Source organism: Comamonas sp. GCA5 (assembly GCF_036541385.1).
Taxonomy (GTDB): Bacteria; Pseudomonadota; Gammaproteobacteria; order Burkholderiales; family Burkholderiaceae_C; genus Comamonas; species Comamonas aquatica.
Genome location: NZ_JAZHFR010000008.1, coordinates 44,142 through 67,364 on the forward strand (window position 1 = coordinate 44,142; position 23,223 = coordinate 67,364).

The 23,223-nt window shown below is 64.2% G+C and carries 18 protein-coding genes and 3 pseudogenes; 4 read left to right on the top strand and 17 right to left on the bottom strand.

Annotated elements, in window-relative coordinates; translation table 11 throughout:
- Positions 1–39 precede the first annotated feature (39 nt).
- A complete protein-coding gene (locus tag SJH88_RS03450) occupies positions 40–1,539 on the top strand; it encodes an ABC transporter substrate-binding protein (RefSeq protein WP_274753619.1) in 1,500 nt (499 codons plus the stop codon).
- Between the two features lie 96 nt (positions 1,540–1,635).
- On the opposite strand, the pseudogene SJH88_RS03455 reads toward SJH88_RS03450, so the two are convergent.
- From SJH88_RS03455 to SJH88_RS03535, 17 genes and pseudogenes are all read right to left on the bottom strand, one after another.
- Positions 1,636–2,285, bottom strand: a pseudogene (locus SJH88_RS03455) (LysE family translocator).
- A 71-nt stretch (positions 2,286–2,356) separates the two neighbouring features.
- Positions 2,357–2,572: a hypothetical protein gene (locus tag SJH88_RS03460; RefSeq protein ID WP_042417021.1), complete on the bottom strand. Its 216-nt coding sequence runs from the start codon at positions 2,570–2,572 to the stop codon at positions 2,357–2,359.
- Between the two features lie 10 nt (positions 2,573–2,582).
- Positions 2,583–3,464: an EamA family transporter gene (locus SJH88_RS03465; protein WP_274753620.1), complete on the bottom strand. Its 882-nt coding sequence runs from the start codon at positions 3,462–3,464 to the stop codon at positions 2,583–2,585.
- Positions 3,465–3,560: 96 nt separating this feature from the next.
- Positions 3,561–4,295 carry a GTP cyclohydrolase I gene (gene folE / locus SJH88_RS03470; RefSeq protein WP_274753621.1) on the bottom strand — a complete coding sequence of 245 codons (735 nt, stop codon included), beginning with the start codon at positions 4,293–4,295 and terminating at the stop codon, positions 3,561–3,563.
- 59 nt (positions 4,296–4,354) lie between these two features.
- Complete coding sequence (locus SJH88_RS03475; protein WP_274753622.1) at positions 4,355–5,158, bottom strand: endonuclease/exonuclease/phosphatase family protein; 804 nt, start codon at positions 5,156–5,158, stop codon at positions 4,355–4,357.
- Entirely contained in the window at positions 5,155–5,628 is a 474-nt protein-coding gene (gene nudB, locus SJH88_RS03480; RefSeq protein ID WP_274753623.1) for a dihydroneopterin triphosphate diphosphatase, read from the bottom strand. The genes SJH88_RS03475 and nudB overlap by 4 nt, the downstream gene beginning before the upstream one ends.
- A gap of 136 nt (positions 5,629–5,764) precedes the next feature.
- Positions 5,765–7,566 (bottom strand): annotated as a pseudogene (aspS, locus tag SJH88_RS03485) (aspartate--tRNA ligase).
- Between the two features lie 44 nt (positions 7,567–7,610).
- Positions 7,611–8,234: a DUF502 domain-containing protein gene (locus SJH88_RS03490; protein ID WP_042416923.1), complete on the bottom strand. Its 624-nt coding sequence runs from the start codon at positions 8,232–8,234 to the stop codon at positions 7,611–7,613.
- 17 nt (positions 8,235–8,251) lie between these two features.
- Positions 8,252–8,527, bottom strand: coding sequence for an FmdB family zinc ribbon protein (locus SJH88_RS03495; protein ID WP_043380045.1), 276 nt, complete (start codon positions 8,525–8,527; stop codon positions 8,252–8,254).
- Between the two features lie 167 nt (positions 8,528–8,694).
- Positions 8,695–10,149 (bottom strand): high affinity choline transporter 1, encoded by a 1,455-nt coding sequence (locus tag SJH88_RS03500; RefSeq protein WP_274753624.1) that lies wholly within the window; start codon positions 10,147–10,149, stop codon positions 8,695–8,697.
- 257 nt (positions 10,150–10,406) lie between these two features.
- On the bottom strand, positions 10,407–11,972 hold the full coding sequence (ubiB, locus tag SJH88_RS03505) for a ubiquinone biosynthesis regulatory protein kinase UbiB (protein WP_274753625.1): 1,566 nt from the start codon (positions 11,970–11,972) through the stop codon (positions 10,407–10,409).
- Entirely contained in the window at positions 11,969–12,532 is a 564-nt protein-coding gene (locus tag SJH88_RS03510) for a ubiquinone biosynthesis accessory factor UbiJ (RefSeq protein ID WP_042416934.1), read from the bottom strand. The genes ubiB and SJH88_RS03510 overlap by 4 nt, the downstream gene beginning before the upstream one ends.
- A gap of 33 nt (positions 12,533–12,565) precedes the next feature.
- A pseudogene (locus SJH88_RS03515) lies at positions 12,566–13,563 on the bottom strand (Tim44 domain-containing protein).
- 81 nt (positions 13,564–13,644) lie between these two features.
- Entirely contained in the window at positions 13,645–14,376 is a 732-nt protein-coding gene (gene ubiE, locus SJH88_RS03520; protein WP_042416939.1) for a bifunctional demethylmenaquinone methyltransferase/2-methoxy-6-polyprenyl-1,4-benzoquinol methylase UbiE, read from the bottom strand.
- Between the two features lie 206 nt (positions 14,377–14,582).
- Positions 14,583–15,032, bottom strand: a complete 450-nt coding sequence (locus tag SJH88_RS03525; protein WP_045267471.1) for a gamma-butyrobetaine hydroxylase family protein — start codon at positions 15,030–15,032, stop codon at positions 14,583–14,585.
- Between the two features lie 112 nt (positions 15,033–15,144).
- A complete protein-coding gene (locus tag SJH88_RS03530; RefSeq protein ID WP_274753626.1) occupies positions 15,145–15,585 on the bottom strand; it encodes an HIT family protein in 441 nt (146 codons plus the stop codon).
- Complete coding sequence (locus SJH88_RS03535; RefSeq protein WP_274753627.1) at positions 15,582–19,493, bottom strand: FAD/FMN-binding oxidoreductase; 3,912 nt, start codon at positions 19,491–19,493, stop codon at positions 15,582–15,584. The genes SJH88_RS03530 and SJH88_RS03535 overlap by 4 nt, the downstream gene beginning before the upstream one ends.
- 411 nt (positions 19,494–19,904) lie before the next feature.
- On the opposite strand from SJH88_RS03535, the gene ugpB reads away from it, so the two are divergent.
- The 3 genes from ugpB (at position 19,905) to ugpE (ending at position 23,178) form a co-directional block, all read left to right on the top strand.
- Complete coding sequence (gene ugpB, locus SJH88_RS03540; RefSeq protein ID WP_042416950.1) at positions 19,905–21,224, top strand: sn-glycerol-3-phosphate ABC transporter substrate-binding protein UgpB; 1,320 nt, start codon at positions 19,905–19,907, stop codon at positions 21,222–21,224.
- Between the two features lie 221 nt (positions 21,225–21,445).
- Positions 21,446–22,327, top strand: a complete 882-nt coding sequence (gene ugpA, locus SJH88_RS03545) for a sn-glycerol-3-phosphate ABC transporter permease UgpA (protein WP_042416954.1) — start codon at positions 21,446–21,448, stop codon at positions 22,325–22,327.
- A 2-nt stretch (positions 22,328–22,329) separates the two neighbouring features.
- Entirely contained in the window at positions 22,330–23,178 is an 849-nt protein-coding gene (gene ugpE, locus SJH88_RS03550) for a sn-glycerol-3-phosphate ABC transporter permease UgpE (protein WP_274753628.1), read from the top strand.
- The last annotated feature ends 45 nt before the right edge of the window (positions 23,179–23,223 follow it).

A 23,223-nucleotide genomic window follows, 5' to 3' on the forward strand; every position in this document is an offset into this window, starting at 1 on the left:
TTGACCCGATACCCAGAAGCCCCCCGGAGACCCGCCACCATGATCCACCGCCGCAGTTTGCTTGCCTCTGGCGCGCTTGCCAGCCTGACCACGCTCATGCCCCTGGGCAGTTGGGCGCAGGCCAAGAAAGACACGGTGACGCTGGCGCTGGCGCTGGAGCCGCCGGTGCTCGACCCCACGGCCAGCGCCTCCTCGTCGATCGCCGAGATCACGCAGTACAACATCTACGAGACCCTCACCAAGATCAACCCCGACGGCAGTGTCTCGCCCCTGCTGGCCGAAAGCTGGGAGGTCTCGCCCGACCTCAAGACCTACACCTTCCGCCTGCGCAAGGGCGTGCGCTTCCACAACGGCGAAGTCTTCGACGCGCTGGCCGTGAAGTTCTCGTTCGAGCGCGCCGGCGGCGAAAAGAGCACCAACAAGGACAAGCGCAGCTTCACCAACCTGCAGGTGCGGGTGATCGATCCACACACGGTCGAGCTGGTCACCGAGGACATCGACCCCGACTTCCTGTTCGTGCTGGGCCAGGGCACCTCCATCATCGTCGAGCCCAAAAGCGCCCCCACCAACGCCACCAAGCCTGTGGGCACAGGCCCCTACCGCCTGGGCATGTGGCAAAAGGGCGCCTCCATCACCCTGGTGGCCTGGCCGCAGTACCGCGATGCGGCCAAGATCCGCATCCGCCGCGCCACCTTCCGCTTCATCCCCGATGCAGCCGCCCAGGTCGCCGCCCTGCTGGCCGGCGATGTCGACGCCTTCCCGCGCGCCACACCGCGCAGCGTGCCCCAGTTCGAGAAGGACGGGCGCTTCCAGGTCCTGGTCAGCGGCTCGCGTGCCAAGACCATCCTGGCCATCAACAACGGCCGCAAGCCGCTCAACGATGTGCGCGTGCGCAAGGCAATTGCCGCCGCCCTGGACCGCAAGGCCATCATCGAAGGCGCCGCCGAGGGCTACGGCGTGCCGATTGGCAGCCACTACGTGCCCGGCGCCTTTGGCTATGTGGACACCACCGGCATCAACCCGCACAACCTCGACAAGGCCAAGGCCCTGCTGGTCGAGGCCGGCGTGAAGCTGCCGCTGAAGCTGAACATGACGCTGCCCCCCGCACCCTACGCGCGCCAGGGCGGTGAAATCATTGCCGCCCAGTTGGCCAAGGTGGGCATCGAGGTCAAGCTGCAGAACGTGGAATGGGCGCAGTGGCTGTCCGGCACCTACGGCAACAAGCAGTACGACCTGACCATGATCAGCCACGTCGAGCCCTTCGACCTGGGCAACTTCGCCAAACCCGACTACTACTGGGCCTACGACTCGCAGGCCTTCCGCGACCTGTTCGACAAGATCAAGCACACGCCCAAGCCCACGGACCGCGCGCGCCTGCTGGGCGAGGCCCAGCGCCTGCTGGCCAACGACGCGGTGCATGGCTTCCTGTACCAGCCGCAGTGGGTAACGATTGCCAACAAGCAGCTGCGCGGGCTGTGGAAGGACATGCCGATCTTCGTCAACGACCTGTCGGTGATGCACTGGTCGGAGAAATCCTGATCACCAGCAACCATAGCGCCTGGCGCTGATGGAACAAGGGCTTCAGAGCGAAAACACTCTGAAGCCCTTTGTCTATGCGCGCAAAGCGCTCCGCTTTTATTTGTCCACCGTCGCCAGGCGCACGGCCAGGCCCAGAAAGACCACGCCGGTCAGGCGGTTCAGCCACCACTGCGCGCGGGCCGAGCCCATCAGCACCTGGCCGAAGACGCCGGAAAAACACGCCACGGCGGCGAACACCGGAAACGCCGCCAGCACAAACACCCCGCCCAGCACCAGCAACTGCAGGGCCACGCTGCCGCGCGCCGGGTCGGCGAACTGCGGCAGAAAGGCCAGGAAGAAGATCAGCACCTTGGGGTTGGTCAGGTTCATCACCACCCCGCGCCCGACCAGGCGCCAGGCCTGGGCCGCATCCAGGCGGTCGGCGCGCGCCATCTGCGCCTGCGGCAGCGCGGACCGCTGCGCCGGGGCCCGCAAGGCCCCCAGGCCAGGTACGCCAGATAGGCCGCGCCGCACCATTTCAAGAGTGTGAAGGCCAGGGGCGACGCGGCCAGCACCGCCGCCAGGCCCAGCGCCACCGCCAGCGTGTGGCCCAGCACGCCCAGGCACAGGCCCAGCACCACGCACAGGCCCACGCGCCAGCCGCGCTGCACCGACTGCACCAGCACAAACAGGTTGTCCGGTCCCGGGCTGAGCGACAGCAGCAAGGCTGCACCATAGAAAGCCACCAATGTTTCCCAAGCAGGCATGTGTCAGGCGCCGTGTGGCGCTTCGCAAAAAATGCCATTGTGCAGGCGCCGCGGGCGCGCCACCACCGGCGTCAGCGCGGTGGTACCTGGCGCTGCGGGCGGCACTGGGGGTTGTTGAAGGGCCCCTCCGCCTGCGTCCAGCCCTGGCGCGGCATGAACTGCGCACACACACGCTGGCCGTCGACCTTGCTGGTCCACCAGTACCAGGGCGCCGGCGCGGCACGCGCGCCCTCCAGACCCATCCACAGCAGCAGTGCGCCACTGCAACTCACAACATATCGCAGCATGCGGGCCACTTTACCCCAGGCCCAGCGCCGTCACCCCCAGGGCGATCAGCACCGCCCCGCCCATGCGCACCAGGCGGTCGCCCTCCCGCAGCAGGTGGCCACCAATCAGGGCCGCGAACAGCATGGACACCTCGCGCGCCGGCGCCACGTGCGAGATGGGCGCGCTTTGCATGGCAAACAGCACCAGCACATAGGCCACCGGGCTGACCACGGCCACCAACAGGGCCCAGCGCCACTGCACCGTCCACAGCACACGGGCCTCGGGCAGGTCGCGCAGCACCACGGGCGACAGCAGCAGCACACGCAGGCAGCTGCCCAGGTAGTCGATCAGGATGGGGGACAGCAGCAGCACCTTGACGCCATAGCCATCGACCACGGTATAGGCCGCAATGAAGACCCCGGTCAGCAGGCCGTACAGCAAACCCTGGTGCAGCCGCAGGCGGGCCACCGGGTCCTGGCGCGCGCGCAGCAGGCCCGGCCCCCCGGCGATCAGGAACACGCCCAGCACCACGCCGGCCACGCCCAGCAGGCCCAGCTGCGAGATCTCCTCACCCAGCACCACGATGGCAAACAGCGAACTGATCAGCGGGCCGCTGCCGCGCGCCAGCGGGTAGACCACGGTCAGGTCGGCCTGGCGGTAGCCGCGCAGCAAAATCACGTAATACGCCAGGTGCAGCACCCCGCTGACGGCCACCAGGGCCCAGGCCTGCCAGCCCCAGTGCGGCACCACATCGTGGCCCACCCACCAGGCCAGGGGCGCCCAGACCACCACCAGCAGCAGCGAGCTGAAGAAGGCGAAGCGCGCATCACCGCCGGCTTTCTTGGCGGCGATGTTCCAGCCGGCATGGATCAGGCCGGCCAACAGAATCAGGGCGAAGGCTTGCAGTGACATAGGGACCCGGGGCAGCGCCAGCGGCGCCGTGCCCACGGTGCGCAGGCAAGAAAAAGGCTGCGGGGTACGCAGCCGGAATGAAGGGGGAAACCGCGCTTACTGGCGCCCGGGGATCAGGGCCAGGAACTCGCGGCGCAGCGTGGGGTCCTTGAGGAAGGCGCCGCGCATGACCGAGTTCAGCATCTTGCTGTCCTTCTCGCGCACACCGCGCCAGGACATGCAGAAATGCGAGCATTCCATGACCACAGCCAGGCCGTCAGGTCGGGTTTTTTCCATGATCAGGTCGGCCAGCTGGATGATGCCTTCCTCCTGGATCTGGGGGCGGCCCAGCACCCAGTCGACCAGGCGCGCGTACTTGGACAGGCCGATCACATTGGTGTGCTTGTTGGGCATCACGCCGATCCACACCTTGCCCATGACGGGGCACAGGTGGTGGCTGCAGGCGCTGCGCACCGTGATGGGGCCGACGATCATCAGCTCGTTCAGGCTCTTGCCGTTCGGAAACTCGGTGATCTTGGGCGGCTGGTGGTAGCGGCCGGCGAACACCTCCTTGAGGTACATCTTGGCCACACGGCGGGCTGTGGCCTGGCTGTTGTGGTCGTTGGCGGTGTCGATGACCATGCTGTCCAGCACGCCCTGCATCTTGGCCTCGACCTCGTCGAGCAGCAACTCCATCTCGCCGGGCTCAATGAAGTCGGCGATGTTGTCGTTGGCGTTGAAACTGCGCCCTGCTGCCTGCACCCGCTCACGAATCCTGACAGAAATGGGCGTGCCCTGCGGGTCTCCACCGGCAGGCTTTTTATCGGATGCGGCAAGCAAATCTGTAAACATGGGCGGGATGGTAACAGTGAATCAGCGGGCCGACAGGCGCCATGGAATTAGCGGCGGACTCAGAGTTTGAACTCGGCAATCAGGGGCAAATGGTCGGACATGCGCCACCAGATGCGGCCCTGCGGCACCACCAGACTCAGGGGTTCCAGCCCACGCACGTAGACATGGTCCAGCTGCGCCAGCGGCAGGCGTGAGGGGTAGGTGAAGCTGCTGCGGTCGCCCTCGTATTCGTGCATGCCGAAGCCCGCCAGCATGCGCTTGATGTGGTTGCCCCAGTCGTTGAAGTCGCCGGCCACCACCACCGGGGCGCCGGGCGGCACCTCGCGCTCGATGAACTGGTGCAACTGCTGGATCTGGCGCACCCGGCTGCCGGCAATCAGCCCCAGGTGCACCACCACGGTGTGCACGGCGCGGCCGTGGAACTCCACCTCGGCATGCAGCAGGCCACGCTGCTCGAAGCGGTGGTCGGACACGTCCAGGTGCTTGACATCGCGCACCGGCCAGCGCGACAGCAGGGCATTGCCATGCTCGCCATCCTTGGTCACGGCGTTGGTGCGGTAAACCGCCTCATAGCCCTCGGGGGCCAGGTACTCGGCCTGGCCCACGGCGGGCCAGCGTTCGAAGTACTGGGCCTCGCGGCGGTTCATCTTGCGCACTTCCTGCAGGCAGACGATGTCGGCATCCAGCTGCTCCACGGCCAGGCCCAGGTTGTGGATCTCCAGCCGGCGCGTGGGCCCCAGGCCCTGCACCCCCTTGTGGATGTTGTAGGTGGCCACGCGCAGGATGCGGGGCTCCGGCGGCAGCAGGATGCCCGACGGTGTGGACGGTGACAGCGGCGACAGGGTCGGTAACTCAAACGTCATGCAGCGACAAAAGCAGGCAGATGGAGGATGGCTTCGGCATTCGACGGGGCGTAGCAGCGGTCTGCCGCTTCGCGCCAAGCATGCCAAGCAAATGCGGTGTGCTCCCGGGGATTCAAGGTGACGTGGGTGTAGGACGCCACCTCCAGCCCGAACACGCGCTCGGTGTTCATGCACACGCCCGGGGCGTAGCGGTGCAGCCACTGGGGATAGACCGGGTAGGTGTTCTCCAGTTCCCAATCGTGCAGGCGGCAGCCCGGTGCCGTGGCGTCGATGCCGGTCTCTTCCTGCACCTCGCGCACGGCCGCGGCCGCCCAAGGCTCGTCCTCGGCATCCAGGCTGCCGGTGACGGACTGCCAGAAAGCCGCCCCCAGGCCATCGCCCAGCGCACGGCGCAGCAGCAAGACCTGCAGATCCGGCGTGTAGATCACGACCAGCACGGAGCGTGGAATTTTGTAGGGCTGGCACACCATGGCGGCATCTTCGCACCGGAAGCCGGGCCCTGGATGCAAAAAAGCCTTTGCGTCACCGCAAAGGCTTTTGGAGCGTTTCAAGGCTTCAGCGCTTGTCCATCAAACGCCAACAGCTATGAATTTCAGAGCCCTCGAATCACGATGCCTTGACGGCGTCGGGGTTGCGCAGGCGGATGTGCAGCTCGCGCAGCTGCTTTTCGTCCACGGGCGAAGGCGCCTGGGTCAGCAGGTCCTGCGCACGCTGGGTCTTGGGGAAGGCGATCACGTCGCGGATCGACTCGGAGCCAGTCATCAGCGTGATCAGGCGGTCCAGACCGAAGGCCAGGCCACCGTGCGGGGCGCGCCGTACTGCAGGGCGTCCAGCAGGTAGCCGAACTTGGCACGCTGCTGCTCGGGGGTGATGTTCAGTGCTTCGAAGACCTTGGCCTGCACGTCGGCGCGGTGGATACGCACCGAGCCGCCGCCCAGTTCCCAGCCGTTGAGCACCATGTCGTAGGCCTTGGCCACGCACTTGCCGGGGTCGGTGGCCATGAGTTCTTCGTGGCCGTCCTTGGGCGAGGTGAAGGGGTGGTGCACGGCCACCCAGCGGTCTTCTTCCTCGTCGTGTTCGAACATGGGGAAGTCCACCACCCACAGCGGTGCCCACTTGTCTTCGAACAGGCCGCTCTTCTTGCCGAATTCGCTGTGGCCGATCTTCAGGCGCAGCGCGCCGATGGCGTCGTTGACGATCTTGCCCTTGTCGGCACCGAAGAAGATCAGGTCGCCGTCTTGTGCCGCGGTGCGCTTCAGGATTTCAGCGATGGCGGCATCGTGCAGGTTCTTGACGATGGGCGACTGCAGGCCGTCACGGCCCTTGGCCACGTCGTTGACCTTGATCCAGGCCAGGCCCTTGGCACCGTAGATCTTCACGAAGTCGGTGTACTGGTCGATCTCGCCGCGCGAGATCTGCGCGCCACCGGGCACGCGCAGGGCCACCACACGGCCACCCTTGGTGGTCGCAGGGGTGGAGAACACCTTGAAGTCCACATCGGCCATGACGTCGGTCAGCTCGGTGAACTCCAGCTTGACGCGCAGGTCGGGCTTGTCCGAACCGAAGCGGAAGGCCGCGTCCTGGTAGGTCATGATGGGGAATTCGCCCAGGTCCACATTCAGCTGCTGCTTGAACACTTCAGTGATCATCTCCTGGAAGATGGCGCGGATTTCCTCTTCGTTCAGGAACGAGGTTTCGCAGTCGATCTGGGTGAATTCAGGCTGGCGGTCGGCACGCAGGTCTTCGTCGCGGAAGCACTTGGTGATCTGGTAGTAGCGGTCAAAGCCCGAGACCATCAGCATCTGCTTGTACAGCTGGGGCGACTGGGGCAGCGCGAAGAATTGGCCGTCGTGCACGCGCGAGGGCACCAGATAGTCGCGGGCGCCTTCGGGGGTGGACTTGCCCAGCATGGGGGTCTCGATGTCGATGAAGCCCAGCTTGTCCAGGAAGTTGCGCACCTGGATGGAGGTCTTGTAGCGCAGCATCAGGTTGCGCTGCATCACGGGGCGGCGCAGGTCCATCACGCGGTTGGTCAGGCGCACGTTTTCGGACAGGTTGTCGTCATCCACCTGGAAGGGTGGGGTCACGGCGGCGTTGAGCACGTTCAGCTCGTGGCACAGCACTTCGATCTGGCCGCTCTTGAGCTTGTCGTTGGTGGTGCCGGCGGGGCGTGCACGCACGATGCCCTTGACCTGCACGCAGAACTCGTTGCGGATGTCTTCGGCCACCTTGAACATCTCGGGACGGTCCGGATCGCACACCACCTGCACATAGCCTTCGCGGTCGCGCAGGTCAATGAAGATCACGCCACCATGGTCGCGGCGACGATTCACCCAGCCGCACAGGGTAACGGTTTGGCCCATCAGGGCTTCGGTCACAAGACCGCAATATTCGGAGCGCATGGCCATGGTCTATCTTCCTGCGCCCTTGGGGGACGCGCTTTCAGGGTTGTTTATCGTTCTTCGTCGGGCACGGGCAGCGGTGGCGGAGCCACCACCCCCATGGAGACGATGTACTTGAGCGCGGCGTCCACGCTCATTTCAAGTTCCACACAGTCACTTTTGCGCATCAGCACAAAGTAGCCGCCGGTCGGATTGGGCGTGGTCGGCACGAACACGCTGACGAATTCATCGCGCAGGTAGCTGGCCACCTCGCCCGCCGGATTGCCGGTGATGAAGGCCACGGTCCACACCCCCTCGCGGGGCCATTGCACCAGCACTGCCGTCCGGAAGGCGTTGCCGCTGTCCGAGAACACAGTGTCCGACACCTGCTTGACGCTGGAATAGATGGAGCGTACCACCGGGATGCGGGTGATCACCGCATCGCCCCACTGCACCAGCTTGCGGCCGACGAAGTTGCTGGCGATGGCGCCGATCACCAGCAGCACGGCCAGCGTCAGCAGCACGCCAAAGCCGGGGATGTGCATGCCCAGCAGGTGGTCGGGCTGCCAGGCTTGCGGCAGCAGGTACAGCGTTTGGTCCAGCGTGCTGATGATCCAGTTCAGCACCCAGACGGTGATCACACCGGGCACCAGGACCAGCAAGCCGGTGAACAGCCATTTGCGCAAAGCAGACATAGACAAAAAGGGGGGATTTAGGCTTCGGTGGCGGCAGGGCAGCCGGCGGCGGCGCAGGCGCTGCCGCCATTGTCGCAAGCTGCGGCCGGCGCTGCCGCGGCGCTGCTGGTTCCACCCTTGAAGTCGGTGGCATACCAGCCCGTGCCCTTGAGCTGGAAGCCGGGTGCGGTCAATTGCTTGGAGAAGGCCGCGGCACCACAGGCCGGGCAATCGGTCAACGGTGCATCCGACATCTTCTGGAGCACATCCTTGGCGTGGCCACAGGCGCCACACTTGTACGCATAAATCGGCATAGCTTCTGTTTCCGTGTGCGAGACAACAATCAAGCGAAATTCGCAAAACCCTCGATTATAGGCGGGCCTGTTTTGGGGTGATGCCTATGCACCACTTGCCCAGACGCGACACAGGGCGCCTCAGCGCCCTGTGTACCGCCAGCGAGGGTGCACGGGGCACCGGTCGCTTACTCTACGGAACCCTGGTAGTGCACCACGTCCTCGTGTTCGTTGGCGATGTACTGGGGCGCCAGCGAGCCGAACACCATGCCGGCGAACGCGCCCAGCAGGCCGGCCAGCTGCTGCGGGAAGGCCTCGCCCCAGCCGGGCATGAAAACGAAGGTCAGCCACATGCCCAGACCGGACACCACAGCCAGCAGTGCGCCCTGGGTGGTCGCGCGCTTCCAGTACAGGCCGCAGACCAGGGGCACGAAGGCACCGACCAGCGGCACCTGGTAGGCCCCGGCGACCATTTCATAGATGGAGCTGTCCTGCATGCTGATGGCATAGACCAGCACGCACAGCGTGAAGACCACCACCGTCACGCGCATGGCCTTGAGGGTCTGCGCGTCGGTCATGCCGGGCTTGATGTTGCGCAGCACGTTCTCCACGAAGGAGGTCGAGGGCGCCAGCATGGTGGCCGAGGCGGTGGACATGATGGCCGACAGCAGCGCGCCAAAGAAGGCGATCTGCAGCACCACGGGCATGTGGCTCATCACCAGGGTGGGCAGAATCTTCTGCGGATCGTCCGCGATCAGGGCCTTGGTCTCTTCGGGCATGACCAGCACGGCCGCCGTCACCACGAACATGGGGATGAAGGCGAACACGATGTACAGGCTGCCACCGATGATGGGCCCCAGGCGCGCCACGTTCTCGTCCTTGGACGACATCACGCGCTGGAACACGTCCTGCTGGGGGATGGAGCCCAGCATCATGGTGATGGCCGCGGCAAAGAAGAACAGCCAGGTCTTCAAGTCCGCATCCTGCGGGAAGAACTGCAGCTTGCCCTCGGTCACGGCATAGTCGATCACCTTGTCGGCGCCGCCGGCCAGGTTGCCGGCAAACCAGGCGATCGCCAGCAGGCCGACACAGATCACGATCATCTGCACCAGATCGGTGATGGCCACCGACCACATGCCGCCAAACAGGGTGTAGATGAGCACGATCACGGTGCCCAGCACCATGCCCGCCACGATCGACAGGGCGCCACCGGTCAGCAGGTGGAACACCAGACCCAGCGCCGACACCTGCGCCGCCACCCAGCCCAGGTAGCTGAAGATGATGATGATGGAGCACAGCAGCTCCACCGCGCGGCCATAGCGCAGGCGGTAGTAGTCACCGATGGTGATCAGGTTCTTCTTGTACAGCTTGTAGGCAAAGAACAGGCCCACCAGGATCAGACACATGCCCGCGCCAAACGGGTCCTCCACCACCCCTCCCAGACCTTCCTCCACGAACACCGCGGACACGCCCAGCACCAGCTCCGAACCGAACCAGGTCGCAAACGTGGTCGCCACCACGATGTACAGCGGCAGGTTGCGCCCAGCCACGGCGTAGTCGGCCGTGTTGTGCACACGGCGGGCTGCGTAAAGGCCAATGCCGATCGACACCAACAGGTACGCGGCGATAAAGGTAATCAGCATGGTGGCTGGTCCCTCCGGGAAAAGGAAAAGGGTTGTGGAAAAATTTGAGGCGCGATTATGGACACCACTTGTGTCCGCACGCGGAAAAAATCGCGCGCTGTCTGCTTCAGGCCACAAATAAAAAGGAGCGCCTGGCGCTTGCCTCGATTGGCTTTCGATATCCAATGACATCGAAATCCAAACGTAACAAGCGCTAAGCGCTCCTTTTTTCTTGAACTGAGCACCCGCTCACGCAGCAGGCGCCCGTGCAGGCCGGATCAGAAAAGCCGAATTCGCGTAAGGACTTGCATGGCCAGCATGCCTAGTACAAACCCGAGCCCGCCGTACACCAGCCCCTGCAGCAAACGATTGGTACGCCGCTGCTCGCGAAGCAACTCCTGTACCAGTTCCGGGTCCGCAGCCTGTTGGCGCTGCAGCGCGGCGTGCACCAGGCGCGGCAGCTCCGGGATCAGCTTGGCGTAGCGCGGTGCCTCGGCCTGCAGCTCGCGCCAGAAGCGCTGCGGCCCCATTTGCTCCAGCATCCACTTTTCCAGGAAGGGCTTGGCCGTGCTCCACAGGTCCAGGTTGGGGTCCAGCTGGCGGCCCAGGCCTTCGATGTTCAGCAGCGTCTTTTGCAGCAGCACCAGCTGTGGCTGGATCTCGACCTGGAAGCGGCGCGAGGTCTGGAACAGGCGCATCAGCACCATGCCCAACGAGATCTCGGCCAGCGGGCGGTCAAAGTACGGCTCGCACACGGCGCGGATGGCCGCTTCCAGCTCTTCCACGCGCGTGCTCGCCGGCACCCAGCCACTTTCGATGTGCAGGGCGGCCACGCGCTTGTAGTCGCGGCGGAAGAAGGCCAGGAAGTTCTGCGCCAGGTATTCCTTGTCGAACTCGGTCAGCGTGCCGACGATGCCGAAGTCCAATGAGATGTAGCGCCCGAAGGTGGCCGGTGCCAGGCTGACCATGATGTTGCCCGGGTGCATGTCGGCGTGGAAGAAGCCATCGCGGAACACCTGGGTGAAGAACAGCGTCACGCCGTCGCGCGCCAGCTGCGGAATGTCCACCCCGGCTTCGCGCAGGCGCTCGGTCTGGCTGATGGGCACGCCGTGCATGCGTTCCATCACCATCACCTCGGCATGGCAGTAGTCCCAGAACACCTCGGGGATCAGCACCAGGTCCAGCCCCTCCATGTTGCGGCGCAGTTGCGCCGCGTTGGAGGCCTCGCGCACCAGGTCCAGCTCGTCGTGCAGGTAGTTGTCAAACTCGGCAACCACCTGGCGCGGCTTCAGGCGCTTGCCATCGGCCGAGAGCTTTTCCACCCAGCCGGCCATCATGTGCATCAGGGCCAGGTCCTTGTCGATCACCGTCTTCATGCCCGGGCGCAGCACCTTGACGGCCACCTCGCGCTCCACGCCATGCTTGTCGCGGGTCACGGCAAAGTGCACCTGGGCGATCGAGGCGCTGGCCACCGGCGTGCGCTCGAACTGCACGAAGATCTCGTTCAGCGGTTTGCGGAAATTGCGCTCGATGGTGTCGACGGCGATCTGCGAATCAAACGGCGGCACGCGGTCCTGCAGCTTGGCCAGCTCCTCGGCCACATCGGGCGGCATCAGGTCGCTGCGCGTGGACAGCACCTGACCGAACTTCACGAAGATGGGGCCCAACTGTTCCAGCGCCTCGCGCAGGCGCTGGCCGCGCGGCGCATCCAGCTTGCGGCCGATGGTGAGCACGCGGCGCAGGCGGTGCAGCCACGGGTGCTGGAAGCTGGAAAGCACCAGCTCATCCAGGCCGTAGCGCAGCACCACCCAGACGATGGTGCAGCCTCGGAAAAAGCGGCTCATTGCGACAACCGGTCCGCGCCGCTGGCGGCAGCGCCCTGGCCCATGCGACCACCGACAAACTGGCGCACCGCCCCGGCAATGCTGCGCCCCAGGTTGGCCAGGGTGTGCGCGGGCACGTCGCCGATGATGCGGGACATGTCTTCCTCGACGTCCCACTGCACGTTGTCAACCAGCCAGTTGATGTCGGCCGCCAGTTGCACATCGCCCTGGATGCGCAAGGCCGGCTTGTCACCGCGCAGCGCCATCTGGGCCAGGGCCAGCGGGTTGCTGTCGGTGATCTCCAGCTGCAGATCAGGCTGGGCGCCCTCAGCCGCCAGGTTCAGCAGGCCGGCCGGGGTCACCACCAGGGCCATGTTGAAGTTGCGCCACTGCACACGGGCCACGCGCCCCTTTTGCCGCACCAGGCGCTCCATGGCCTCGCGTTCCTGCATCAACACGTGGTTGAGAAACAGCACGATGCGCTGCTGGGTTTCGTGGACGAGCCAGCTGGGCGGCTGCACGGCCTGCACCGCGCGTTCCACCAAGCCGTTCAGTAAAGAAAAAGGGGACTGTGTTGCCATAGTCCCCTGATTATTCCTGAAGTCGCAAGTTTTTTAGGCCAAGGCCTGTAAACCCGCTACCAACCAGCCGCTGGAGTTGTCCTTGGGCTTGGCCATGTTCCACACTTCACGGAAGGGGTTGGGGCCGGCGGAGGCTTCTTCGCGGATCAGGCCGGAGAATTCCACGCTGGCCATGTAGGAATCGCCCAGGTCCTCGATGCCCAGCAACTGCGCATCGATCATGACCACGTCGGTCTGGTTGAGGGCGCCGCCGCTCTGGGTTTCGCGCTCTTCCAGCTGGTGCTTGATCTCGGCCAGCATGCCGTCGGTCATCATGGAACGCAGGGTGGTGATGTCACCCTTGTCCCAGGCCGCCTGCAGGGTCACGAAGTTGCGCTTGGACGCCTCCAGGAAACCCTGGGTGTCGAAGTCGGCAGGCACGCTCCAGGTCGAGGCTGCGGTGCCCAGGCCGGAGCCGATCATGCTGCCGCTGGCACCGGGGATCTGCTCCCAGGGACGGGCCGAGGCGTCATTGCCCACGTTCTGGGGCTTGTACTGGGGCGGTGTGGTCACGCTGTCGGGCGTCACCGGGGCACCGGCGCCCTGGAAGGCGAAGGGCGAGGCCGCCGCCATCGCGGGCGCCGCCTTCTTGTTGGCGCGGGCGCGCATCACCATGCCGACCACCACCATCACAGCCAGGGCCAGCAGACCGAACATCAGCATGTTGGCGAAGGCTTCGCCAAAGCCCAGGCTGTGGGCCAGCCAGGCCAGGCCCAGGCCAGCAGCCAGGCCGCCAAGCATGGCGCCCCAGGGCTTCTTGGCGGCGGCTGCGGGGCCGCCGCAGGGGGGGTTGCGGGTTTGGCAGCGGCGGTGTTCTGCGCAGGCTGCTGCGCGGGGCTGGCCGGCGGGGTAGCCGGGGGCGTCGCCTGGCGCTGCGTCACATTGCTGGACTGCTTGCCGATCGAGCCGCCACCGCCCATGCGCTTGGCTTCTGCCAGGGGATGCATGACGACCAATGCCGCCGCCAATGTCACTGCCCACACCTTCTTCATCGCTGTATCTCCGCTTGAATTTGAATAAACCGTTGATTAACCAAAACCTGCAAACACGTTATGCATGGGACATCTCCCTGTTCAGCATTTGATCCCGACATGCAGCGCGACGATACCGGCCGACATGTTGTGGTAGTCCACGTGCCCGAAGCCCGCCTGCTGCATCAGGGCCTTGAGTTCCTCCTGGCCCGGGTGCATGCGGATGGATTCCGCCAGATAGCGGTAGCTGTCGGGGTCGCCAGCCACCATCGAGCCCATCTTGGGCAGGATGTTGAAGGAGTACCAGTCGTACACCTTCTCCAGCGGTTTGGCGACCTTGGAAAACTCGAGCACCAGCAGCTTGCCGCCGGGCTTGAGCACGCGGTTCATTTCCTTGAGGGCGGCGTCCTTGTGCGTCATGTTGCGCAGGCCGAAGGCCACACTCACCAGATTGAAATGGTTGTCGGGGAAGGGCAGCTTCTCCGCATCGCACACCAGCGTGGGCAGGAAAATGCCCTTGTCGGTCAGGCGGTCACGTCCAACGCGCAGCATGGCTTCGTTGATGTCGGTGTGCACCACGGTGCCACTGGCGCCGACCTTCTTGGAGAACGCCATGGACAAGTCGCCCGTGCCCCCGGCAATGTCCAGCACCTGGTCGCCCTCTTTGAGGTTGGCCACCATCACGGTATAGGCCTTCCAGGCGCGGTGCAGCCCGCCGGACATCAGGTCGTTCATGACGTCGTACTTGGACGCCACGGAGTCGAACACGCCGCGCACGCGGCTGGCCTTGTCTTTTTCGTCGACCGTCTGGAATCCAAAGTGTGTGCTGCTCATAAGCTTGAAATGTAAGCAGGCTGCTGCGTCTGGTACAGCGACAACCCCGTGCACCCCCAGGGCATAGCAGGCCTGCAGTCAAAATCTGGTGCTGGGAAAACGCTTTTCAAGCGGTCATCTCCAGCTACTTTAAATATAGCACCACCGAGGGAATATCCCAGCCCAGCGACGGCACTTGTTGCGCGCGGGGCATGCCGCCCCGGGCTTCAGCAGCCGCAGGAGCCGCTGCCGCAGCCACCACCGCTGCTGGCACTGCCGCCGGTGCCGCAGCTGCCGCCGGACTTCTGCGGCATGGGGGTGTCGCGGTCCACGCCGGCCGCCTCCAGGCGCGCCAGGTAGTCGCGCCACAGGGTGTCCTGGTTCTGGCCCAGCTCGTACAGGTAGTTCCAGGTGAACAGGCCGCTTTCATGGCCGTCGCTGAAGAACGGCTTGATGGCGTAGTTGCCCACCTGTTCGATGTTGTCGATGCCGACTTCGCGCTTGCCGGTCTGCAGCACTTCCTGGCCCGGGCCATGGCCCTGCACTTCGGCCGAGGGGGAATACACGCGCAGCAGCTCGAAGGGCAGGCGGAAGGTCTGGCCATCGGAATAGCCCACCTCCAGCACGCGCGAGGCGGCGTGCACGGTCAGCGATTGGGGAAGAGGCATGTCTGCCATGGAATGCAACCTATCAAAACAATAGCTGCTTGCGCTTGTCAAACGCCAACTTCAGCCCTAAAACCTGCTGAAGTCGCGATATGACCAGCGCAAACCGCTCACATCAATGTGATCACGCCCAGCGTGCCAGCGCCTGGGCGATGGCAGCGTCGCAGGTGGCGAGTGCGTCCTGCAATTGTGCTTCGCGGGCCAAATCGCGCGCCCGCAAGGGGTTTGCCCAGACGGGCGCCGGGAAATGGCTGTCCCAGTCATGGCGTGCAATCACATGCCAGTGCAGGTGCGGCACCATATTGCCCAGGGCCGCCAGGTTGATCTTGGTGGGCTGCAGCTCGGTGCGCAGCACGCGCTCCACCGCGGCCACCACGGCCATGCAGGTGTTGCGGTCGACTTCGGACAGGTCCGACAGCTCGGCCGCATGTGCGGTCCAGATCACGCGGTAGAAGGCCGGAAAGCCCTCCTCCTGCGCCCGGATGACGCGCAGCTGTGCGCCCTGCCAGACGGGCAGGCCGCCCGCCTCGCGGCACAGCACGCAGTCGGCGGATGGCGTACTCACAGCAGCACCCGTTCGATGCCGCCGGCGTTGGCGCGCTGCACGTAGTCCGGCATCCAGTTCTCACCCAGGATCTGCTTGGCCATCTCGACCACGATGTAGTCGGCTTCCAGCAGACCGTTCTGCAGGTCGTTGCCGTAGCGGCTCAGGCCTTGCAGGCAGCTGGGGCAGCTGGTCAGGATCTTGACGTTGTCCTTGGCACCGACGGAGCCGTTAGCCCGCAGCTCAGCCTCACCCTGGCGCAGCTCGGTTTCCTTGCGGAAACGGATCTGCGTGGAGATGTCAGGCCGCGTCACGCCCAGAGTGCCGGATTCACCGCAGCAGCGGTCGCTCTTGAGCACGCCATCGCCGACCAGGGCCTTGACGGTCTTCATCGGATCCTGCTGCTTCATGGGGCTGTGGCAGGGGTCGTGGTACAGGTAGCCGCCCTGCCCCCCCTCCGCCGCGCCCGGCAGCGTGATGCCCTTTTCCAGCAGGTACTCGTGGATGTCGATGATGCGGCAGCCCGGGAAGATCTTGTCGAAGGCGTAGCCCTGCAACTGGTCGTAGCAGGTGCCGCAGCTGACCACCACGGTCTTGATGTCCAGGTAGTTCAGCGTGTTGGCCACGCGGTGGAACAGCACGCGGTTGTCCGTGATCATCTTGTCCGCCACATCGTACTGGCCCGAGCCGCGTTGCGGATAGCCGCAGCACAGATAGCCCGGGGGCAGCACCGTCTGCACGCCGGCATGCCACAGCATGGCCTGGGTGGCCAGGCCCACCTGGCTGTACAGGCGCTCCGAACCGCAGCCGGGGAAGTAGAACACCGCCTCGGTGTCGGCCGTCGTCGCCTGGGGGTCACGGATGATGGGGACGTAGTCCTTGTTCTCGATGTCCAGCAGCGCGCGCGCCGTCTTGGTCGGCAGACCGCCGGGCAGCTTCTTGTTGACGAAGTGGATCACCTGCTCCTTGAGCGGTGGCTTGCCCACCGACGCCGGTGGGTGCTTCATCTGCGGCTTGGCCACGGCGTGCAGCAGGTCGGACGCCAGGCGCTGCGCCTTGAAGCCCACACCCACCATGCCCTTGCGCAGCAGGTTGATGGTGTCGGGGTTGGTGGCGTTCAGCATGGCCATGGCCATCTTGTTGCCGGGGTTGAAGCTCTTCTTGCCCATCTTGCGCAGCAGGTTGCGCATGTTCATGGTCACATCGCCAAAGTCGATCTTGACCGGGCAGGGCGTGAAGCACTTGTGGCAGACCGTGCAGTGGTCGGCCACATCCTCGAACTCCTGCCAGTGCTTGATGGACACACCGCGGCGCGTCTGCTCCTCGTACAGAAAGGCCTCGACCAGCAGCGAGGTGGCCAGAATCTTGTTGCGCGGGCTGTACAGCATGTTGGCGCCGGGCACGTGCGTGTTGCACACGGGCTTGCACTTGCCGCAGCGCAGGCAGTCCTTGACCGAATCGGCGATGGCGCCGATGTCGGACTGCTGCATGATCAGCGACTCGTGGCCCATCAGGCCGAACGAGGGCGTGTAGGCATTGGTCAGGTCGGCGTACATCAGCGCGTCGCGCGGCGACTCGGCCGGCACCAGGCCGTTCTTTTCGCGGATCAGCTTGCCGCGGTTGAAGCGGCCATGGGGGTCGATGCGCTTCTTGTAGTCGGCGAACGGCTGCAGTTCTTCGTCGCTCAAAAATTCGAGCTTGGTGATGCCGATGCCGTGCTCGCCGGAGATCACGCCGTCCAGGCTGCGCGCCAGCTGCATGATGCGCGCCACGGCTTCGTGGGCGGTCTGCAGCATCTCGTAGTCGTCGGAGTTGACGGGGATGTTGGTGTGCACATTGCCGTCACCGGCGTGCATGTGCAGTGCCACCCAGACACGGCCCTTGAGGACCTGCTGGTGGATCTTGACGGTCTCCGCCAGGATGGGCTTGAAGGCCTCGCCATGGAAGATCTGCGCCAGGGGCGCCTTGATCTGCGTCTTCCAGCTGGCGCGCAGGCTGTGGTCCTGCAGTTGCGGAAACAGGGTGGCCACGTCGGCCAGCCAGCCCGCCCACAGGGCACGCACGTCCTGCACCAGTGCGATGGCCTGTTGCACCCGGTCTTCCAGCAGTTCGGCCGAGGGAATTTCACCCGCATCGTCCTGCTTGCCCAACGGCAGATTGCCCTTTTCAAAGAAGGCCAGCAAGGCATCGCAGAACTTGAGCTTGTTGCGCAGGCTCAGCTCGATGTTGATGCGCTCGATGCCGTCCGTGTACTCCGCCATGCGGGGCAGCGGGATCACCACGTCCTCGTTGATCTTGAAGGCGTTGGTGTGGCGGCTGATGGCGGCCGTGCGCTTGCGGTCCAGCCAGAATTTTTTGCGCGCCTCGGCGCTGATGGCCACGAAGCCTTCGCCGTTGCGCGAATTGGCGATGCGCACCACTTCCGAGGTCACGCGCGCCACTTCGTCGGCGTCGTCACCGACGATGTCGCCTATCAGCACCATCTTGGGCAGGCCGCCGTTGCCCTTCTTGGACTTGGTGGCATAGCCCACGGCCTTCAGGTAGCGGTCGTCCAGGTGCTCCAGGCCGGCCAGCAACACACCCGAGCGTTTTTGCTCCTCAAACATGTAGTCCTTGATCTCGACGATCGAGGGCACGGCATCCTTGGCGTTGCCAAAGAACTCCATGCACACGGTGCGGGTGTGCTCGGGCATGCGGTGCACGATCCAGCGCGCGCTGGTGATCAGGCCGTCCGTGCCTTCCTTCTGCACCCCGGGCAGGCCGGAGAGGAACTTGTCCGTGACGTCCTTGCCCAGGCCTTCCTTGCGGAACTTCTGACCGGGAATGTCCAGGCGCTCGGTGCGCAGCGGCGTCTTGCCGTCGGCCGCGAAGTAGCGTAGCTCGAAGCTGGCCATCTCGGCATCGTGGATCTTGCCCAGGTTGTGGCCAATGCGCACCACCTCCAGCCATTCGGCATCGGGGGTGACCATGCGCCAGGAGGCCAGGTTGTCCAGTGCCGTGCCCCACAGCACGGCCTTCTTGCCACCGGCGTTCATGGCGATGTTGCCGCCGATGCAGGACGCCTCGATCGAGGTCGGGTCCACCGCGAACACAAAGCCCGCGCGCTCGGCCGCATCGGCCACGCGCTGGGTCACCACGCCGGCTTCCGTCCACACCGTGGGCACGGGGTGGTCCACGCCAGGCAGTGCCACCGACTCCACCTCGGTGATGGCCTGCAGCTTTTCGGTGTTGATGACCACCGAGCGCCAGGTCAGCGGAATCGCGCCGCCGGTGTAGCCGGTACCGCCCCCCCGCGGAATGATGGTCAGACCCAGCTCGATACAGCCCTTGACGAGGCCGGCCATCTCGACTTCCGTGTCCGGGGTCAGCACCACGAAGGGGTATTCGACACGCCAGTCGGTGGCGTCGGTCACATGGCTGACGCGCGACAGGCCGTCAAACTTGATGTTGTCCTTGTGCGTCAGCTTGCCCAGGGTCTTGCGCACGCGGTGGCGCAGCTCGGCCGCCTCGACGAACATGCGGTCAAACTCAACCACGGCGCGGTTGGCGGACTCAATCAGCTCGCCCACCAGGTGATCGCGTTGCGGGTCATCCTGTGGCATGCGGCGTTTGTGAACTTCCGCCATGCGGTGTTGCAAGGCATCGACCAAGAGCTTGCGGCGCCCGGGATTGTCCAGCAAGTCGTCCTGCAGGTAGGGGTTGCGCTGCACCACCCACATATCGCCCAGCACCTCGTACAGCATGCGGGCAGAGCGGCCGGTCTGGCGCTCTTCACGCAACTGGTTGAGCACACTCCAGGCCGAAGTGCCCAACAAGCGGATCACAATTTCCTTGTCGGAGAACGAGGTGTAGTTGTAGGGAATCTCTCGGAGACGGGCGGGTTCGGCAACCTTGGTTTCCAGCATTGCCTGCGCAATCGGTGCATTCATGGACGTGGACCGGATCGGACGCTCAAGCGGCGCCCCTGAGTCATGGGGGGCCCAATTTTATGCCACCCCCAGGCGCCACCCCCGAGGCTGTGTCAGAGACCTCTCGGCGCGCTGACCCAGCCGCCACCGCCGCGGCACGTCAGATTTGAACCACTACGCAAATCCCACAATTGCGAAAATAAATAATCAAAAAAGAAAAGAATTCGCGCATACCCGCATTCACCAGCGCAGGCCCGGCTTCTAGAATGCGGGCACAGCCACGGGCCACCCACCGGCGTTTGCCACGCAAGTGGAGTACAAAGGACCGTGCGGCTGTCATTTGGCCCTACACCGGCCGGATGACTGTCATAAAAGTGCCATCTTCATTCTTAGGATGGGCAGCACACATTTCTACACGTTGAGGAGTTTTCCATGCAATACAAGCGTTTCGCCCTGACCGCCGTCGTCGCGGCCACCGCCATGGGCGCAGCCAATGCAGCCACTGAAATCCAGTGGTGGCACTCGATGACCGCCGTGAACAACGAGTGGGTCAACGATCTAGCCAAGCAGTTCAACGAAAGCCAGAGCGAATACAAGGTGGTCCCCACGTTCAAGGGCGTGTATGACGAATCCATGACCGCCGCCATCGCGGCCTTCCGTTCCGGCAATGCGCCCCACATCCTGCAAGTGTTTGAAGTGGGCACCGCCACCATGATGGCCTCCAAGGGCGCCACCGTGCCGGTGGGCAAGGTCATGGCCGATGCCGGCGCCAAGTTCGACCCCTCGGCCTACATCCCCGCCGTGGCCGGTTACTACACCGCCCCCAACGGCCAGATGCTGAGCTTCCCGTTCAACAGCTCGACCACCATCTTCTATTACAACAAGGACGCCTTCAAGAAGGCCGGTCTGAACGCCGACGTGGCCCCCAAGACCTGGCCCGAAGTCTTTGCCGCAGCCAAGAAGCTGAAGGAATCCGGCCACAGCTGCCCCATGACCCTGGCCTGGCAAGGCTGGACCCAGCTGGAGTCCTTCTCCACCTGGCACAACGTGGAGTTCGCCACCCACCAGAACGGCCTGGGCAAGGAAGGCTACAAGGCCCGCCTGAAGATCAATTCGCCCCTGCACGTCAAGCACATCGAGAACCTGGGTGAAGCCGCCAAGAATGGCGAGTTCGTCTACAAGGGGCGTGCTTCCACCGCCCAGGCTTCGTTCACGGCTGGCGAGTGCGCCATGATCCAGACTTCGTCCGGCTTCTACGGCGACGTGTCCAAGAACGCCAAGTTCGCCTACGGCCTGGCCCCTCTGCCCTACTACCCCGATGTGAAGGGCGCGCCCCAGAACACCGTGATCGGTGGCGCCTCCCTGTGGGTGATGGCCGGCAAGAAGGCCCCCGAGTACAAGGGCGTGGCCAAGTTCTTCGAATTCCTGTCCAAACCTGAAATCCAGGCCGCTTCGCACCAGCGCACCGGCTACCTGCCTGTGACCATGGAGTCCTTCAAGATGACCGAAGCTTCGGGCTTCTACCAGAAGAACCCAGGTACCGACGTGGCCGTGAACCAGATGATCCGCAAAGTGACTGACAACTCGCGCGGTATCCGTCTGGGCAACTACGTGCAGATCCGCACCATCGAGGACGAAGAACTCGAACAAGTGTGGTCCGGCAAGCAATCCGGCAAGCAAGCGCTGGACAACATCGTCAAGCGTGGTGACGAACTGCTGGCCCGCTTCGAGCGCGCCAACGGCGGCAAGTAACCCGCGCCCATAGAAGGGCTAATACCCTTCTGACTTCAACGGAACAGCCGCTGCGTCTCTGGCGCAGCGGCTGACAGCTAGGCACAATACGCGCACATTCGATACACATAGTGTTTCGCCTTGGTTCGTTTTGACGCGATTCCAACGCGACACGCCTCGATGACCCTCACTCTCCTCCGCGGCTGATGCAGCTCCGGTGGTTTTTTATTTTGTGATCCATCATGGAAAAACGCGTACTTTTCCGCTCCCGATGGCTGCCCTGGGCGCTGATCATGCCCCAGCTGCTCATCATCGGCATCTTCTTCTTCTGGCCAGCCGGCCAAGCCGTGCTCCAGTCTTTCCAGATGGAAGATGCGTTCGGCATGTCGACCGAATGGGTCGGATTGGACAACTTCCGCAACCTGCTGGATGACCCCACCTACCTGAACTCCTTCCAGCGCACCGCCGTGTTCTCGGTGCTGGTAGCAGGCGTCGGGATCGCCGTGTCACTGGGTCTGGCGATCTTTGCCGACCGCATCATCCGCTTCGCCATGGTCTACAAGACCCTGCTGATCGTGCCCTACGCCGTGGCGCCCGTGATCGCCGGCGTGCTGTGGGTCTTCATGTTCTCGCCCTCCATCGGCGTGATCACCCACTACCTGGGCAAACTCGGCTACGAGTGGAACCACCTGATGAACGAGAACCAGGCCATGGCCCTGATCGTCATCACGTCGGTGTGGAAGCAGATCTCGTACAACTTCCTGTTCTTCCTGGCCGGCCTGCAGTCGATCCCCAAGGCGCTGATCGAGGCTGCCTCGATTGACGGTGCCGGCCCCTGGCGCCGTTTCTGGAACATCCAGCTGCCCCTGCTGTCGCCCACCACCTTCTTCCTGCTGGTGATCAACATCGTGTACGCGTTCTTCGACACCTTCGGCATCATCGACGCGGCCACGCAAGGCGGTCCCGGCCAGTCGACCTCGATCCTGGTCTACAAGGTGTACCAAGATGGCTTCAAGGCCCTGGACCTCGGCGGCTCGGCTGCCCAGTCCGTGATCCTGATGCTGATCGTTGTCGTGCTGACCGTGATCCAGTTCCGCTATGTTGAAAAGAAAGTGCAGTACTGATCATGGTTGATCGCAATCCCTGGCTCACCCTCATCTCGCACGCCGTCCTGATCCTCGGCGTGGCGATCGTCGCCTTTCCGCTGTACCTGGCGCTGATCGCCTCGACCCACACGGCCGATGCCATCGTGCAGTCGCCCATGCCGCTGCTGCCCGGCGCCCACATGTGGGACAACTACAAGGAAGCACTGCTGGGCTCCGGCAAGCTGGGCTCCAACACCAACGTCGTGCACATGATGTGGGTGAGCTTCGTGGTGGCCATGGTCATCACCCTCGGCAAGATCGCCATCTCGCTGCTGTCGGCCTTCGCCATCGTCTACTTCCGCTTCCCCTTCAAGATGCTGTGCTTCTGGGCCATCTTCCTGACGCTGATGCTGCCCGTGGAAGTGCGGATTCTGCCCACCTACAAGGTCGTGGCCGACCTGGGCCTGCTCAACAGCTACGCAGGCCTGACCCTGCCCCTGATCGCCTCGGCGACCGCCACCTTCCTGTTCCGCCAGTTCTTCCTGACCGTGCCGGACGAGCTGGTGGAGGCCGCCCGCATCGACGGCGCCGGCGCCATGCGCTTTTTCAAGGACATCCTGGTGCCCTTGTCCAAGACCTCGATCGCTGCGCTGTTCGTGATCCAGTTCATCTACGGCTGGAACCAGTACCTGTGGCCGCTGCTGATGACCACCTCGGAAGACATGTACCCCGTGGTGATCGGCATCAAGCGCATGCTGGCCGGCGGTGAAGCCGCCGTGGACTGGAACATCGTGATGGCCACTGCCATCCTGGCCATGCTGCCCCCGACCTTGGTCGTGATCCTGATGCAAAAGTGGTTTGTCAAAGGCCTGGTGGATACCGAAAAGTAATCCGCTGCCGCATCCACCCTCTTTTGATCGATTCAACGAAATACT

Bases quoted from the DNA above. Each gene is read 5' to 3' on its own strand.
- folE (WP_274753621.1), bottom strand. From the start codon at position 4,295: ATGTTTACAGATTTGCTTGCCGCATCCGATAAAAAGCCTGCCGGTGGA.
- SJH88_RS03510 (WP_042416934.1), bottom strand. From the start codon at position 12,532: ATGGCAACACAGTCCCCTTTTTCTTTACTGAACGGCTTGGTGGAACGC.
- SJH88_RS03500 (WP_274753624.1), bottom strand. From the start codon at position 10,149: ATGCTGATTACCTTTATCGCCGCGTACCTGTTGGTGTCGATCGGCATT.
- nudB (WP_274753623.1), bottom strand. From the start codon at position 5,628: ATGGTGTGCCAGCCCTACAAAATTCCACGCTCCGTGCTGGTCGTGATC.
- SJH88_RS03490 (WP_042416923.1), bottom strand. From the start codon at position 8,234: ATGTCTGCTTTGCGCAAATGGCTGTTCACCGGCTTGCTGGTCCTGGTG.
- ugpB (WP_042416950.1), top strand. From the start codon at position 19,905: ATGCAATACAAGCGTTTCGCCCTGACCGCCGTCGTCGCGGCCACCGCC.
- SJH88_RS03460 (WP_042417021.1), bottom strand. From the start codon at position 2,572: ATGCTGCGATATGTTGTGAGTTGCAGTGGCGCACTGCTGCTGTGGATG.
- ugpE (WP_274753628.1), top strand. From the start codon at position 22,330: ATGGTTGATCGCAATCCCTGGCTCACCCTCATCTCGCACGCCGTCCTG.
- ubiB (WP_274753625.1), bottom strand. From the start codon at position 11,972: ATGAGCCGCTTTTTCCGAGGCTGCACCATCGTCTGGGTGGTGCTGCGC.
- SJH88_RS03525 (WP_045267471.1), bottom strand. From the start codon at position 15,032: ATGGCAGACATGCCTCTTCCCCAATCGCTGACCGTGCACGCCGCCTCG.
- SJH88_RS03450 (WP_274753619.1), top strand. From the start codon at position 40: ATGATCCACCGCCGCAGTTTGCTTGCCTCTGGCGCGCTTGCCAGCCTG.
- ubiE (WP_042416939.1), bottom strand. From the start codon at position 14,376: ATGAGCAGCACACACTTTGGATTCCAGACGGTCGACGAAAAAGACAAG.
- ugpA (WP_042416954.1), top strand. From the start codon at position 21,446: ATGGAAAAACGCGTACTTTTCCGCTCCCGATGGCTGCCCTGGGCGCTG.
- SJH88_RS03465 (WP_274753620.1), bottom strand. From the start codon at position 3,464: ATGTCACTGCAAGCCTTCGCCCTGATTCTGTTGGCCGGCCTGATCCAT.
- SJH88_RS03535 (WP_274753627.1), bottom strand. From the start codon at position 19,493: ATGAATGCACCGATTGCGCAGGCAATGCTGGAAACCAAGGTTGCCGAA.
- SJH88_RS03475 (WP_274753622.1), bottom strand. From the start codon at position 5,158: ATGACGTTTGAGTTACCGACCCTGTCGCCGCTGTCACCGTCCACACCG.
- SJH88_RS03495 (WP_043380045.1), bottom strand. From the start codon at position 8,527: ATGCCGATTTATGCGTACAAGTGTGGCGCCTGTGGCCACGCCAAGGAT.